Annotated in this window: 14 protein-coding genes and 1 riboswitch; of the genes, 3 read left to right on the top strand and 11 right to left on the bottom strand. The window is 29.5% G+C overall.

Annotated features, from left to right (window positions below):
- Positions 1–212: 212 nt before the first annotated feature.
- The 7 genes from hydF to OIO11_RS10665 form a co-directional block, all read right to left on the bottom strand.
- Positions 213–1,409 (bottom strand): [FeFe] hydrogenase H-cluster maturation GTPase HydF, encoded by a 1,197-nt coding sequence (gene hydF / locus OIO11_RS10635; RefSeq protein WP_268071437.1) that lies wholly within the window; start codon positions 1,407–1,409, stop codon positions 213–215.
- A 9-nt stretch (positions 1,410–1,418) separates the two neighbouring features.
- Positions 1,419–2,795, bottom strand: a complete 1,377-nt coding sequence (hydG, locus tag OIO11_RS10640) for a [FeFe] hydrogenase H-cluster radical SAM maturase HydG (protein WP_268071438.1) — start codon at positions 2,793–2,795, stop codon at positions 1,419–1,421.
- A gap of 1 nt (position 2,796) precedes the next feature.
- The gene (gene hydE / locus OIO11_RS10645) at positions 2,797–3,843 is read right to left on the bottom strand and encodes a [FeFe] hydrogenase H-cluster radical SAM maturase HydE (RefSeq protein ID WP_268071439.1); all 1,047 of its coding nucleotides are present in this window, start codon (positions 3,841–3,843) and stop codon (positions 2,797–2,799) included.
- 3 nt (positions 3,844–3,846) lie between these two features.
- Positions 3,847–4,095: a TM1266 family iron-only hydrogenase system putative regulator gene (locus OIO11_RS10650; RefSeq protein ID WP_268071440.1), complete on the bottom strand. Its 249-nt coding sequence runs from the start codon at positions 4,093–4,095 to the stop codon at positions 3,847–3,849.
- A 356-nt stretch (positions 4,096–4,451) separates the two neighbouring features.
- A complete protein-coding gene (locus OIO11_RS10655; protein ID WP_268071441.1) occupies positions 4,452–5,153 on the bottom strand; it encodes a hypothetical protein in 702 nt (233 codons plus the stop codon).
- A 56-nt stretch (positions 5,154–5,209) separates the two neighbouring features.
- Complete coding sequence (locus OIO11_RS10660; protein ID WP_268071442.1) at positions 5,210–6,259, bottom strand: hypothetical protein; 1,050 nt, start codon at positions 6,257–6,259, stop codon at positions 5,210–5,212.
- Positions 6,260–6,308: 49 nt separating this feature from the next.
- Positions 6,309–8,225 (bottom strand): sensor domain-containing diguanylate cyclase, encoded by a 1,917-nt coding sequence (locus OIO11_RS10665; RefSeq protein WP_268071443.1) that lies wholly within the window; start codon positions 8,223–8,225, stop codon positions 6,309–6,311.
- A gap of 255 nt (positions 8,226–8,480) precedes the next feature.
- Positions 8,481–8,592, top strand: a riboswitch (TPP riboswitch).
- Positions 8,593–8,686: 94 nt separating this feature from the next.
- Between OIO11_RS10665 and thiW the strand changes: the two genes are divergently transcribed.
- Together thiW and thiM are read left to right on the top strand one after the other, a co-directional pair.
- Positions 8,687–9,187, top strand: coding sequence for an energy coupling factor transporter S component ThiW (thiW, locus tag OIO11_RS10670; RefSeq protein WP_268071445.1), 501 nt, complete (start codon positions 8,687–8,689; stop codon positions 9,185–9,187).
- A 3-nt stretch (positions 9,188–9,190) separates the two neighbouring features.
- Entirely contained in the window at positions 9,191–10,033 is an 843-nt protein-coding gene (gene thiM, locus OIO11_RS10675; protein WP_268071447.1) for a hydroxyethylthiazole kinase, read from the top strand.
- Between the two features lie 102 nt (positions 10,034–10,135).
- On the opposite strand, the gene OIO11_RS10680 is transcribed toward thiM, so the two are convergent.
- Positions 10,136–11,716 carry an AAA family ATPase gene (locus OIO11_RS10680; RefSeq protein ID WP_268071448.1) on the bottom strand — a complete coding sequence of 527 codons (1,581 nt, stop codon included), beginning with the start codon at positions 11,714–11,716 and terminating at the stop codon, positions 10,136–10,138.
- A 272-nt stretch (positions 11,717–11,988) separates the two neighbouring features.
- Between OIO11_RS10680 and OIO11_RS10685 the strand changes: the two genes are divergently transcribed.
- A complete protein-coding gene (locus OIO11_RS10685; protein WP_268071449.1) occupies positions 11,989–12,531 on the top strand; it encodes a hypothetical protein in 543 nt (180 codons plus the stop codon).
- A 93-nt stretch (positions 12,532–12,624) separates the two neighbouring features.
- On the opposite strand, the gene trpA is transcribed toward OIO11_RS10685, so the two are convergent.
- The 3 genes from trpA to OIO11_RS10700 are packed head-to-tail and all read right to left on the bottom strand — an operon-like array spanning position 12,625 to position 15,212.
- Positions 12,625–13,419: a tryptophan synthase subunit alpha gene (gene trpA, locus OIO11_RS10690; protein ID WP_268071450.1), complete on the bottom strand. Its 795-nt coding sequence runs from the start codon at positions 13,417–13,419 to the stop codon at positions 12,625–12,627.
- The gene (gene trpB, locus OIO11_RS10695) at positions 13,409–14,608 is read right to left on the bottom strand and encodes a tryptophan synthase subunit beta (RefSeq protein ID WP_442781295.1); all 1,200 of its coding nucleotides are present in this window, start codon (positions 14,606–14,608) and stop codon (positions 13,409–13,411) included. Before trpB ends, trpA begins: the two co-directional genes overlap by 11 nt.
- Position 14,609: 1 nt before the next feature.
- On the bottom strand, positions 14,610–15,212 hold the full coding sequence (locus tag OIO11_RS10700) for a phosphoribosylanthranilate isomerase (protein WP_268071451.1): 603 nt from the start codon (positions 15,210–15,212) through the stop codon (positions 14,610–14,612).
- Position 15,213 lies beyond the last annotated feature (1 nt).

The following is a 15,213-nucleotide window of genomic DNA, read 5'->3' on the forward strand; positions in this document are numbered from 1 at the left end:
AAGAAAAGAATATGATACAAAATGATCAAAAAAAGCTTCAGAATGAATTAACATTACAACAAAACGAGTATGAAACACAGAAAATAAGAGAAGAAAGTTTGAAATTACGATAGGGCTATAAATAGATTTCAAGACTGTAAATAAGATTGTATAAATTAATCTCAATCTTTTTACAGTCTTGAGAAGTTTAAAGAGTGTATCCACTACACTCTTTAAACTTCTTTTAAGAAGATTTCCACGCTTCTATCAAGTATTCCAGTTAAATACGCCAATACAACACCGTAATTTGTGATACAAACATTTTTTTCTCTGCACATATCTATTCGTGTAAGCATAGTTTTTCTGTTTAACATGCATGAGCCGCAGTGAATTACAAGATCATAATCCCCCAAATCCTCTGGAAAGTCGTGACCCATTTTAAATTCAAATTTCAAATCTTTGCCTGTATGTTTTCTTAACATTCTCGGAATTTTAACTCTTCCTATATCCTCATGAGAATGGTTGTGGGTACAGCTTTCTGATATCAGTATTCTCGAATTTTCATCAAGTTCATCTATTTTAGAAATTCCTTCTAAAAATGCATCTATTTCTCCTTTATATCTGGCAAACAATATGGAGAAGCTTGTTAATTTTATGTGTTCTGGTACGATTTCACTTACTCTTTTAAAAGCTTGTGAATCAGTTACAACTAAATCCACATCTTTAATATCTTCAAGAGCTGACTCAAGTTCCGTATCTCTCACCACATAACTTTTTATACCATGATCCAAACAATCCCTGATAAGCTGAACCTGTGGAAGTATTATTCTTCCCTTTGGAGCCTCTGAATCTATTGGAACAACCATAATAACCTTACTATTATAAGGAAGCAAATCCCCAACGATAGGTATTTCCTTTTCTCCTTCTTCGATTCTCTTAATTAACTCGTCCTTTAAAAACAGAATATTTTCCTCTTTACTTGCTGACACAAAAATAGCATCATTAAATTTGCTTCTAACTTCTTCTAGTCTGTCTTCTGAAACAGTATCAATCTTATTTATTATGTGCATATATGGAATATTGTATTTTTTGAAACTTATTACAGTTTCCTTATAAGCATCCTCATCCATATCATTTATATCCATAACATATATAGCAAAATCAGTTCTTTCAAGTATTTTAAGACTTCTTTTAACTCTAAGCTCTCCAAGCTCTCCTATATCATCCAATCCAGCTGTATCTATAAAAACTACTGGACCTAATGGAATAAGTTCCATAGCTTTACTTACAGGATCTGTGGTAGTTCCTTTTACAGAAGATACTAAAGATATATCTTGACCAATGATAGCATTTAACAATGAAGATTTACCTGCATTTCGTTTTCCATATATAGCTATATGTTTTCTGTTTGCATTAGGTGTATTATTCATTTCATCCTCCTATAAGTATAAATCTCGTTCTCCTTTTTTAAGCCTTTCTAAATTATCAAATACTAACTTTTTCACGTCTTCTCTCTCTATTTTTGCTGCTTCCTCACGAATTAAAGCTTCACCTTTTTTATACAATTCTTCATCTCCATAATCCAAAATGAACTCCATTAGTGTCATCATAGCATTAGGTCCACAAACATTTTGAATTTGGCCTGATTTTGCAAGTCTCATGAATCTATCACCAGTTCTTCCCTTTCTATAACAGGCAGTACAATAGCTTGGAATATACTTGTCATTAATTAATTCCTTTAAAACCTCCAATGGACTTCTGTGGTCTGCTAAATCAAATTGATCTACAACTTTTCCTTGTTCATGTTCCTTATATCCACCCACACCTGTACATGAACCTGCACTAATTTGAGAAACTCCGTATCTTAAAAGTTCTTTTCTCATTTCTGCACTTTCTCTTGTAGACATAATAATTCCTGTAAATGGAACTGCAATTCTTGTAATAGCTACTATCTTTTTAAACGTATCATCGTCTACTAAATATGGGAACGTCTCTAAATCCATTCCTTCTGCCTTTCTAAGTCTTGGAAAAGATATAGTGTGGAATCCAACTCCATATTTTTCTTCCAGATGTTCATTGTGAAGCATCAAAGCTAATACTTCAAACTTAGGATCTGCGAGTCCAAATAGAACTCCACCACCCACATCGTCTATTCCACCTTCCATAGCTCTGTCAAAAGCAGTTAAATGATACTCATAATCTCCCTTTATACATTTTGGATGCATTTTATCATAAGTAGGCTTATGGTAAGTTTCTTGGAATAATATATACGTTCCTATTTTTGCTTCCTTTAGTTTTCTATAATTTTCAACAGTTGTAGCTGCAATATTAACATTTATTCTTCTGATAACACCATTTTCATTTTCTGTTTTATAAACTGCATCTATAGCATCTAAAATATAGTCTATATCACAATTTACAGGATCTTCTCCAGCTTCTAATGCTAATCTTTTATGACCCATCTTTTCAAGTATCTTAACCTCTTGTTGAATTTCTTCTCTTGTCAGCTTTCTTCTAGGAAATTCATTACATTTTTTATATCCACAATAAACACAATTATTCACACAATAGTTACTAACATATAAGGGTGCAAAAACTACTATTCTATTTCCATAAATAGATTTTTTAATATCCCCTGCTATTTTGTACATTTCCTTTAACTGTTCTTCATCTTCAATTTGAAGTAATATAGCTATATCTTTATGTGATAGTCCCTTTTTCTTTTCTGCCTTATCAAGAACCTTTTGAATTTCTTCCTGACTTGCTCCTTTAGCCTCTTCTAATAAACCTTCAATATACTCTTTATTTATAAACATTCTATTTCCTCCTCCAATTTATATTATCCCCTCTTGACATATCAATGGAAAAACCAGCTCTGGTTATCCTTCCTTCTATGCATTTTCTGCACTCTGCAGCTTCATCTCCTGTGCATATTTTTCCGTTATACAAAGAATATTTCTCTCTAACTGTCATTGGTGATAAATTAGGCATAACTACATTTCCACCAGCTTTTAATCCTTTTTCTCGTCCCAATGAATCTATAGTTCCTAAAGCAGTTGTTGCAGGCAGCAGAACATTTGGTAAAAGCAATCTTATAATAGCCAGCAATATTACTGTTTTTTCTACTGTTCCATTCTTTTCATCAGCTAATGGTGTATCTTTATGTGATATAAATGGACCTATACCTATCATATGAGGCTGAAGCTCCTTCAAAAAATGTAGATCCTTTACAAAATCTTCATTAGTCTGTTCTGGAAGTCCTACCATAAAGCCAGCCCCTACTTGATATCCTATCTTCTTTAAATTCCACAAACATTCTCTTCTGTTTTCAAAACTAGCTTTAGGATGAAGTTTTTCATATAATTCCTTTGATGCAGTTTCATGTCTTAAAAGATATCTGTCGGCTCCTGCATCATAATATTTTTTATAGGATTCATAAGACTTTTCTCCTATAGAAAGAGTTATCGCATTTTCCGGGAAATTATTCTTGATTTCTCTGATTATTTCTACCATTCTATCATCAGTATAAAAATCATCCTCTCCGCCTTGCAATACAAAAGTCTTATATCCCAGTCTGTCCCCTTCTTTACATGCAGACAGAATTTCTTCTAAATTCAATCTATATCTGTCAGCCTTTTTATTTGAAGATCTAATACCACAATAGATACAATCTCTTTTGCAGTAATTAGTAAATTCTATTAGACCTCTCATAAATACCTTGTTACCATAGGTTTTCATTCTGGTTTCATGAGCTTTATCTATTAAATAAGTTTTATCTTTTTCTTTCAAATTATTAAGTAAATCCAGTAATTTTTTTTCGTCTAAATAGTTTTCATTATATAATTTATCAATTAGTTTTCTCATAGTTTAAATCTCTTTCTTTGATATGGATGTTTTCACCATAACATTTTCAATATTCCCCAATTTACCTGTAAGGCTGTTTATTTCATTTAAGTCTCCAATAACAGTTATAGCTATTACTGATATACCTTCTTCAAAAGGGATTCCCATTCTTCCTCTAATAATCCCCTTAAAGCTTGCTACTACCTCATTAAATTCCAATTGGCACTTGGCAGGCTCTTCTAAAATGGCACTGATTACAGCAATCTTTTTCATATCCTCTTCCTCCTATTAATTGAAACTTAACTTCAAGTACTGTACGTACTCTAGCTAGAAATTAATTAAACTTCCATATAACAAAAAAACTTTCCTGTGAAAGGAAAGTTAGAATTCGTATAGAAAATAAACCCTGGATCTTCTCCATGGTATACTTATCCCTATGTCTAACTTCCTTTCAGATTAGATTTCTCTTTTCTGTTAGGTTATTATTTTTGTATGGAACAAATAATTAAAGATTTCTCTCTAAATATTTGAACCTGAATAATTGTTTCTTTATAAATATTGTATTCCTTAAAATATATAGTGTCAATATATGAGAAAATAATTCTATAAAATCATTACTACATTAACCCCTAATTCATAGAGTCGTTTTTTATCTTATTCTTTTTTAAAAATTCTTCAACCTTTTCTTTATCATCAACACTTATTTTCATGTTAATTTGCTTAATATCATCATATTTAAATACTTTCTTTATTATAGGACTATATGCTTCAAACTCCAAGGAATAATACTGTAAAGATTTTTTTCTACTTTTTTTACTTTCGAGTTCTCCCCATTTATAAGATTTTATGTTCTTCCATTTATAGTCTCCATTCTTAGTGTATATACCCTCTTTACATATACTATCCTTGTCAAAGCTTCTGACTAACCAAACAATACCCACTAAGGCTTTTATTATTCCACTATAAAACTCATCTAATCCACTACTTGTATAATCATCAACAGTCATAGCTTCTGAATACATTTCCTTCTTCTCAAACATATTTTCCAACCTTATTAAATCATCATAATGAAAAAATAAATGCTTCCACTGACTTATATATTTGGGTACTAAGAGCCAATATACTTGTTTGAAATCTTCTCTGAACCTTGTAAAAGAAACAAATGCTAACAGTAACCAAACAATAGCCACAATAAAACTTCCACAATCCCACTCTCTTAAAGCTATTGCAACAGCTTTATTTTGTTTTTTTATTTTTCTGACTCTGCTTATTATTGAACATAAAATAAAAAATATAATAAGTAGAATATAATAACTATAACTAAATTTCATATGGGAATTCTCCTTTTGCTGATTATATGATTGCATTTTTTATCAAGTAAAATATATCAATCAGTAACATTAGGTAAATCTTTCAACTTTTGTTTAGTACTATCATCAACTTTATATAAACTAATTTCTTCTAAAGATTTTAATTTATCAATATGATTAATATTTTTTATGTTTACATCACAAAGATGTAGTTTTTTCAGATTCTTCAAATCTTCTATACCATCCAGACTGCCAATTTCACAATCATCCAAATAAAGCTTATCAAGGTGTTTTAGTGTTTTTATAATAGAAAAATCCTTAAATTTCATTCCACGTATTGACAATCTTTTTAAATTAGGAAAATTATTAATACTATAAGTGTCTTCTCGTATGTCCAATTTTTCTATATTCCTAAAATTCAATTCTTCTACAGAATTCATTTGTCCTATATTAGATAAATCTTCAACTGTCCCCCCACGAAGAGATATCTTTATAACTTTAGTCAATTGAGATACAAGATTTATATTTTTAACTTTTTTATCTCTAAGATTTATCTCAATTTCTTCCAAATTCTTTAATTGCTCTATACCTTCTAAATTAACTCCATTGCGAAGCCAGTGAATCTCTATAAAACGTATCTTTTCTAAATTTTCCTGTGTTATTCCACCATCGCACCAATTTTTTTTTAGGGCTTCCTCTACACATATTTGAAATTCCCTATCTTTTATCAATCTATTTTTACTTATGTAAACATTAATGCAAGTAACTAATGAGATTATTAATATAGTAGAAAAAATTTTATTCCATTTATATTTTGAAATACCTTTCCAAATATAAAAAACAACAAGTGTTGTAAAATAATAAACCAATATAATACTTATTTTACAATGTATATCAAACTTATTGGTTACAACACTCAGTAAAATAATTCCTAGTAAAAACATTAATTCAATTCTATGAAATTTTTCTAAAATTATTAAATCACAAAGATATACTATCCAATATAAAATTACTCCCAAATGAATAGTAATTTCTACATTAAGTATATATAAAATTATCATTAATATTAAAAATACTGAATACACTAACTTTTCTTTTTTAAAATCCTGCTTTGCTTTTTGCTCCATCAACATATCTCCCCATAGACTGTATATACAAAAGGTTTCTGCCATTCCTTTATATGCTTGTACCCTTAAGATACGCCTTGCTATTCTTTATTTTCTGTTTATATTTATACATACGTTCATCAGCAATTTTCATTAATTTATCATATTGCTCACCGTCTTTAGGAAAGCTTGCAATACCATAACTATAGCTGCAAATAAATTTATTTTCTTCAAAAGTTATTAGATTATCTTGAAAATGTATAATTAATTCCTCAAATCTTTCTATAAGAGTTTTTAAGTCCCTATTAAAGAAAACTCCTACAAATTCATCTCCACCAAGTCTTGCTAAAATATCTAAATCTCCAATGTACTTGCTTAAACTACTAGTAAAAGTTTTTATAAACTCATCTCCTACTAAATGCCCATAAGTATCATTAACAACTTTTAAGCCATTCAAATCAAATACTACAAAGAAAAATTCTTCACTATTTATTCTGGATTTATAAATATATTCATAAATTAGCTCTTCAAAATATCTTCTATTATATACATTTGTTAATTTATCATATCTAGATAAATATACAGTTTCTTCATAAAGCCTATGCTTACTTATAGAAATTTCAATTTGCTTTCTCATATATTCCATTATTTCCAAATCTTTTTCATCATATATGTAATTCTGTTCACTGTCAATGTTTATAAAACCATATAATTGTTCTTCTATTATAATTGGTGTACTAATAGAAGATTGGATTGTAATGTCTTGTTTATTTTCTAAAATTCTTGGTAATTGCTTCTTAAGTATTTCCTGAACATCATTTATAATAATCGCTTTCTCAATTTTTCCTTTTGTCTTAATCCATGCAAAAGTTTCCTTCAGCTTAATAGTATATTCTTTAGCTTTTTCATTATCATAGCCTCTGCTGGCAGCAATTTTTAAATTTTCTTCCTCATCCAAAAGCAATATACATATAAGATTGTCATTTCCCATCAATTGATTTATCTTTTCTATAATTAATTGGAATAACTCATTAATACTTTTTATTCCAGTAATAGATTGATTTAGTTCTAACATAGCATCCTTTACTTTTGACAGTCTATCTATTCTTTCTTCAATTATCTTTCTCTCTGTAATATCAAGTATAACTCCAACTATCCCTTTAACTTCATTTTCTTTATTTGTAAAAACTGTTTTAGTAAACATTGCATCATGTAATAATCCGTCATTATATCTAACTTTTGCTTCATAAACTTGCTTTCCCTTATTCTTCATCAATTCAATATCAGCTTTATGATAAATATCAGCAAGTTGTTTAGAAGAAATCTCATATACTGTTTTCCCAATAATTTCTTCTTGTCTAAGACCTACATATTCTGCATGAGCAATATTAGTATATTTATAGACACCTTTTTCATCTTTATAGAAAATTGGATTAGGAATTGTATCCATAAGTGTTTGAAGAAATTCTAGATTTTCCTGGAGAGCTATTTCAGCATTTTTCCACTCTGTAACATCCTGAATAGCACCAATCATTTTAATTTTATTTCCATTATCATCATAAATAGAAACTCCATTTGCTCGTATCCATCTTTCTTCTCTATTTGGTTTTACTATCTTAAACTCTATAGGATTTATTATCTGTAAATCTGCTTTTTTTACCAACATTTCTTCTATCATGTTTTTATAATTACCATGAATTACATTATGCATAATATATTCAAAATCACCTTGGAATTTTCCTTTATCCATACCAAATATTTCGTATATCTCATCAGAAAAATCCAATCTATTTGATTTGTAATCCCATTCCCAGCTTCCTAGATTTCCAATTTCCTGCGCACATTTCAATCTGAGTTCTCTTTTTCTTAACTCGTTTTGAGTTAATTTTTTTTCCTCTGGATTACAACATATTTCATTACATCTATTAGAAAATACTTTTCGTTTTTTGCTTCTGAATAAAGGAAAAATGAAATTAAACAGGGACATACTTTTTGCTCCTCTCAATTATATCCTTTTACAAGATATTAGGTATTTCTATGTAAATTATGAGGTAAAATTTTGTCATTTTTGTTTTATTTCCATATAAAAATAGTATATTATTTATTCTATGGGGTCAATTGGAAATATAGATTTTAATTATAAATAACTATTTCTGTTTTTTCTTAATAGAAACACCCTCAGTTTATTACTTGTACTATTTCTTTACATATGTTAAAATCCAATTATGAAAAAAAGAAAAAACAATTGAGCTAGGGGTGCTGGATAGGCCGGCTGAGAAGGAAAACCTACTATTTTTCTTACCCTTGAACCTGATCTGGATTGTACCAGCGTAGGAAAGCACGTTCCAAATATTTTGGTTCTATTTATGCAAATACAACAGGCATAAATCCTTTACGCGGGATTTATGCTTTTTTTATTTCTCCTAGTTCAAAAGAAAGGAGTTTTTTATGAAAACAAAACAATTAACCTTATCTGCATTACTTATCGCTATAGGTAGCTTATCCGCCCATGTTATATACATTCCTGTAGGGGTATCTAAATGTTTCCCAGTACAACACTTTATAAATGTTCTATCTGCTGTTCTATTAGGACCAGTCGGTGCTTTAATTAATGCCTTTATCATATCATTGCTAAGAAATATTATTGGAACAGGCTCTCTCCTAGCTTTTCCTGGAAGTATGATTGGTGCATTATTATCTGGAATATTATATTCTAAAAGAAAGAATATTAATTTTGCCATTGCTGGAGAAATAATTGGAACTGGTTTAATAGGAAGTTTGGTATCTATTCCTATAGCAAATATTTTGATGGGAAAAAATATTGGAGCCACATTCTTTATACTTCCATTCTCATTGAGTACTATTTCAGGAAGTGTAATTGCATATTTTATTTTAAAAGTTCCAGTATTTCAAAAAATAATAAATACTATAAGTACAGGAGATGTTTAATTAATGAATAATTTAGATTTTTTAAATGAATGCTCAAAAGCTTTGAAGAAAGTAAAAGACACTAATCCACTAGTGCATCACATTACCAATTATGTTACGGTAAATGACTGTGCCAACATAACCTTATGTATTGGTGCATCACCAGTTATGGCAGACTCTATTAAAGAAGTATGTGATATGGTAAGCATAAGTTCTTCCTTGGTGATAAATGTTGGCACTCTAAATGAACGAGTTGTTGAATCCATGATATTAGCAGGAAAAGAGGCAAATAAGAAAGGTATTCCTGTTGTTTTAGATCCAGTAGGCTTCAGTGCTACTCCTTATAGAAAAGAAGTGGTTAAAAACCTTTTAGATGAAGTACACTTTGATGTAATTAAAGGAAATTCATCTGAAGTATTAGGAATAGTAGGTCTATCAGATTCTATGAAAGGAGTAGACAGCATAGATTTAGACGAGAGTGAGTTTATGAAAAATGTTGCCAATCCGCTTATTGACTATTCTATAAGAGAAAATACTGTTTTAGCTGTTACAGGTAAAGTAGATATAATAATCCATAAAGATAAAATTATTAAAATATACAATGGTCATTCTCAACTGAAAAAAATTACAGGTACTGGCTGCATGACTGCATCTCTTATTGGAAGTTACTTAGGTGCTGGAAACAGTAAAGAAATCTCTGCAGCAGCAGGAATTTTAACAATGGGCATATCTGGTGAAGAAGCCTATAATAATCTGACTTGTAAAGATGCTTTAGGACAATTTAAAGTAAATCTTTTTGATGAAATAGCTTGTTTTACAGAAAATATCTTTCAGGAAAAATGTAAAATAGATATTATTAATATTTAACTCAGATTCTAGCAGGTTAAAACACATATTAATAAATTTAAAGAAAATGTAGACAGATTTGAATTTACATAAATCTATCTACATTTTCTTTAAATTTTTAAGTTAAACCCATACTGAAAATATTTTTTTACCATTAAGCTTTATTTCTTCACTTTCTCTATCTTTATTTTCTTCTTTCCTAAAATCAAATATCAGAAGGTACCCTTCATCCAAATTATATTGCTCTAAATATTGTCCAAGCTGAACTAATCCTTTTTTATGATACTCCTCACCATGCCATATTTTAAGCTCTAGTATATACATTCTCTTTTCATAAGTTATTACAATATCAAATCTTTTCTCTTCTCCACCAGTTACTTCTTTAAATGCAAAACCTACTCCATTTATTATTGGACTTATAAAAGCTAGAAAAACTAGTCTTGCATCATTTTCTAGGAAAGCTTCTCTATTTTTTGAATACTCATGCTTCATGAATTCTTGAAATTTTATAAGTATTTTCCTTATATCTAGGCTTCCATCTGCATTTATAAATTTATCTCTGTAGTTATAATTTGACATAGTTCCATATATTCTTTTTCTTAAAATTTTTACCATCATATGGTCATACAAAAGTTGCTCGTATATCCTGTTATGTATTTTACAATTACCTTTATATTCTTTTAAAATTCCATATGTAGTTGCCATATTTATTATTTCATCAGTCTTTATATAGCTAATTCTTTCGCCTTTTAAAATTATGTTTTCAACAAAATAATATAATTCATCATTATTTTCTATATTTTTAATAAGGCTGTCAAAGTTAGTGTTACTGTCTTTTAAAATTAATTTTACAGCCATATCCATGTATTCTTTTTTCCACACTAATTCATTTTCTAGCATTATCTTTTCATCTATTATCTTGCAGAGTTTACTAACTAAGAAAGGATATCCTGATGTGTAATAATAAAGTCTTTCTGAAAAATAAGTTTTATCTAATTTTACATTCTTATTTTTAACATAGTCATCTAACATTGTTTCTATTTCTTCTGCCGAAAAACTCATATCTATATCAAAATCAGCAGCTATATTCCATGGGCTGTTGTATTTTTGCTCTTCATCTGGTCTTATTTTTATTTTTAAACTTTTAACATCATGAACTCCTGCTAATATTATGCTGTGAAATGTATAATCAGACCCTTCATTTCTGAGTAAATACTTATTTCTTAGCATACCTAGAAAACTTAAAAATAGCTGATTATTACTACTTTTATCTACTTCATCTATCATTAAAATTACTTTTTTATTAGCTTTTATTATAAATTTAGTTATAACTTTTGATAAGTCTTTAAATTTTTTAACTTTACTCTTTTGTTGTTCTAAAAAATCTGCTAACTCCTCATGTTCCAAAAACAAATTATCTTCTAAAATTTCTAGAAACTCTCTTGAAAACACTTCCTCGTCTTCAAAAATCAAATCTCCAATTCCTTCAAAACTTATTTTTATAGATATATAATCTTCACTATTTTTTAATTGTTTATTTAATAAAAATAATGTAGTTGTTTTTCCATACTGTCTTGGTCTGTTTATTATAAAGTATTTTCCCTTATTAATTAATTGCATAACTCCCTTTAATTTATCTGAAGTATCTACCATATAATGCATCTCTGGTATACAGGTTCCTGTTATATTGAATTCCTTTTCCATATTGAACTCACACTCCATATACAATTTCTTATTAATAATAATTTAATATTATAAAATCAGCTCTTGTTCCCTCACTCTACAATTCCTATTCTTTTAATATTTTACCATACATATTTTTATTTAAACACTGAATTTATCTTTCCTAAAATAAATAGCTATAAAAAAATACTATCATAATGAAATTTTTTTATGCTCATTTTTTTACTTTTCTGTTTATATATATTAACATTTATGTTATTTTTAAGTTATGATGTTAAAAGGAGAATTTTATTATGAAAAAAATACGTATAAAAATTATATTATCAATATTACTAGGAGCATTAGTTTCAATTTATGTATATACAGCTTTACCAAGACCATATAACAAAACTTTTCAAGGTATAAAATACAGATTAGGAAAAGCAAATACTCAATATGTTGAGAAAGTAACCATTTCAATTAATGGAAAGCTATCAAAAGATTTTATCTTCGGAAAAAAATTTGTAGGGAAAATAAAAATCAATGACTTAGAAATTCCTAAAGAAATAGAAGAACTAGAATTAAAATTTGATGAATTTAATAGAGCTAGTATAGATTATCTCTTTTTCACCGAGAGTTATAAACCTATACGACCATCATATGGAACTATATATATAGATGATAATTTTAGTCAATTAACTATTAATATACTCGAACCAGAGGATTTATATGCACATAGTAAGCAGTGGAATAGCGGTAATGGCCTAATGATATCAGCCCCTGCATCTAATAGAAAAGAAGCATTGGAAATACCCAATGTATTAATGAAGGATATTTTACGTAAAGATTTGGAATAATGGAAAAAATGGACATGAAAAGTATTTTCAATACATTTCATGTCCATTTTCATACGTTTTATAGTATTCTATAAGTTTTACACCTTCGCCTTTTTACTCCAATGCTTTGTGTAAACTATTCACAAATTCAAAAACTCTATTTTCAATATTTCCTTCTTTAATTCCTTCTTCTATTTTCTTGATAATAGCACTTCCAACAATTACTCCATCGCATATTCCTTTTAAATCCCTTACAGTTTTTTCATCAGATATACCGAATCCAATGGCTAAAGGAAGTGTAGTGTATTTCTTTATCTTATTCATAAACTCTGCTAAATCCACCTTAAACTCACTTCTTGTTCCTGTTACTCCGTTAGATGAAATACAGTAAACAAAACCATTTCCTTCTGAAACTACTTCCTTTATTCTATCTTCAGAGGTAGGTGCAACAAGAGGTATAAGGTCAACAGGATAATCTTTCATAAGCTCATTTATTTCTTTTCTTTCTTCCATAGGTAAATCTGGAATAATAAGTCCATCTACACCATACTCTCTACAATTTTCTAGAAATCTTTCCATTCCATATCTATATACAGCATTAAAATATACTAAAAACACAAGTGGTATTTCTGTCTTTTCTCTTATTCTTTTTACCAACTGAAAAACAGAATCTATATTTGTTCCTGATTTCAAAGCTCTTTCTGATGCTCTTTGTATCACTGGACCATCAGCTAGAGGATCTGAATAAGGTATTCCTAATTCTATAATATCAGCTCCTGCTCTCTCCTTTTCAAGTACCAAATTATAAGTTGTATCTAAATCTGGATCTCCACTGGTTACATAAGTTATAAGTGCTTTCTCATTTTTTTCTCTTAATTCTATGAATTTTTTCGTTATCCTACTCTGCATGATCTATACCCCCTATATAGTTTGATATTGTATGAATATCCTTGTCTCCTCTTCCAGATAAGTTAACTACTATAATATCATCTTTATTAGTCTTAGGTGCCAGCTTCATTAAATAGGCAATGGCATGAGCACTTTCCAATGCTGGAATAATTCCTTCTACCTCTGATAAATATTTAAATGCCTTTACAGCTTCATCATCTGTTATACCTTCATATTTTACTCTTCCAATTGAGTGAAAATAAGCATGTTCTGGTCCTATTCCTGGATAATCCAACCCTGCAGAAATTGAGTGTACTGGCATAATCTGACCATATTCATCCTGAAGAAGATATGTCATCATTCCATGAATAACTCCCATAGAACCTTTTGTTATAGTTGCTGCATGTTTATCTGTATCAACACCCAATCCAGCAGCCTCTACCCCATATATTTTTATTCCTTCATCTTCATGGAAAGGATAGAATAATCCCATGGCATTACTTCCACCACCAACACAGGCAACTAAATAATCTGGAAGTCTTCCTTCCTTCTCAATTATCTGTTCTCTTACCTCATCTCCAATTATTCTTTGAAAATCTCTTACCATAGTTGGATATGGATGAGGGCCTACAACAGAACCCATTACATAAAATGTATCATCTACATTTGTAACCCAGTCTCTTATGCCTTCATTAGTAGCATCCTTTAATGTTCCCGTTCCAGAAGATACTGGATTAACCTTTGCCCCTAGTAGGTTCATCTTAAACACATTTAAAGCTTGTCTTTCTACATCTTCTACTCCCATATAAACTTCACACTTTAGCCCAAACATTGCACATATTGTAGCTGTTGCAACACCATGCTGGCCTGCCCCAGTCTCTGCAATAATTCTCTTTTTTCCCATTCTCCTTGCCAGTAAAACTTGACCAATTACATTATTGATTTTATGTGCTCCTGTATGATTTAAATCTTCACGCTTTAAGTAAATCTTTCCTCCACCCAGATTCTTAGTTAAGTTTTCTGCAAAATATAAAGGGGTAGGTCTTCCTGAATACTCCTTAACATAATATCTGTAGTCTTTTTGGAAGCTTTCATCATCCATTGCATTTACAAATTCTCTTTCCAGTTCTATAAGTGCATTCATCAAAGTCTCTGGTACAAACTGTCCTCCAAATTTTCCAAACCTTTTAGGTATATTTTTATTATTCATATTATCCCCTCACACTTTCTATAAAATTTTTCATCTTATGAAAATCCTTATGTCCATCTACTTCAACGCCGCTGCTTACATCTACCACCATAGGGTGAATTGTATTAATTGCCTTGCTTACATTTTCAGAGGTGAGCCCTCCTGCCAAAATAATATTTTTACTCTTACTTATATTTGATACCATTTCCCAATGAAAAGTCTTTCCAGTACCACCATATTCACCTTTTATATAGGTATCTAATAAAAAACCATCCACATTATATCTTTCAAATTCATTCAAGCTGTGGATATCTTTTATTCTGAATGCCTTCCATATCTCATATTGAAAAGAATTGCAGTACTTAGGGTTCTCATCTCCATGAAATTGCAGTACGTCTAAACCGCAGTAATCTGCTATTTCATTTACTTTCTCCATAGATTCATTTAAAAATACTCCTACCTTTTTTATGCTTCTGTCCAATCCCTGAATTAATTCTTTTGCTCTGTATTTATCTACTTTTCTCACACTCTCCGCAAACACAAAACCCACATAGTCTGGCTTTAACTTATTGACATAAAGAATATCTTCTTCTCTTTTTAATCCACATATTTTTACTTTAGTCAAT

Origin of the sequence: Clostridium sp. ZS2-4 (assembly GCF_026719745.1) — a bacterium.
Lineage (GTDB): Bacteria > Bacillota > Clostridia > Clostridiales > Clostridiaceae > Clostridium_H.

Excerpts from the sequence above, each read along its gene's own strand:
- thiW (WP_268071445.1), top strand. The coding sequence starts at position 8,687 with ATGAAAACAAAACAATTAACCTTATCTGCATTACTTATCGCTATAGGT.
- trpB (WP_442781295.1), bottom strand. The coding sequence starts at position 14,608 with ATGAATAATAAAAATATACCTAAAAGGTTTGGAAAATTTGGAGGACAG.
- OIO11_RS10650 (WP_268071440.1), bottom strand. The coding sequence starts at position 4,095 with ATGAAAAAGATTGCTGTAATCAGTGCCATTTTAGAAGAGCCTGCCAAG.
- OIO11_RS10665 (WP_268071443.1), bottom strand. The coding sequence starts at position 8,225 with ATGTCCCTGTTTAATTTCATTTTTCCTTTATTCAGAAGCAAAAAACGA.
- OIO11_RS10655 (WP_268071441.1), bottom strand. The coding sequence starts at position 5,153 with ATGAAATTTAGTTATAGTTATTATATTCTACTTATTATATTTTTTATT.
- hydF (WP_268071437.1), bottom strand. The coding sequence starts at position 1,409 with ATGAATAATACACCTAATGCAAACAGAAAACATATAGCTATATATGGA.
- hydG (WP_268071438.1), bottom strand. The coding sequence starts at position 2,795 with ATGTTTATAAATAAAGAGTATATTGAAGGTTTATTAGAAGAGGCTAAA.
- thiM (WP_268071447.1), top strand. The coding sequence starts at position 9,191 with ATGAATAATTTAGATTTTTTAAATGAATGCTCAAAAGCTTTGAAGAAA.
- OIO11_RS10680 (WP_268071448.1), bottom strand. The coding sequence starts at position 11,716 with ATGGAAAAGGAATTCAATATAACAGGAACCTGTATACCAGAGATGCAT.
- trpA (WP_268071450.1), bottom strand. The coding sequence starts at position 13,419 with ATGCAGAGTAGGATAACGAAAAAATTCATAGAATTAAGAGAAAAAAAT.
- OIO11_RS10685 (WP_268071449.1), top strand. The coding sequence starts at position 11,989 with ATGAAAAAAATACGTATAAAAATTATATTATCAATATTACTAGGAGCA.
- OIO11_RS10660 (WP_268071442.1), bottom strand. The coding sequence starts at position 6,259 with ATGGAGCAAAAAGCAAAGCAGGATTTTAAAAAAGAAAAGTTAGTGTAT.
- hydE (WP_268071439.1), bottom strand. The coding sequence starts at position 3,843 with ATGAGAAAACTAATTGATAAATTATATAATGAAAACTATTTAGACGAA.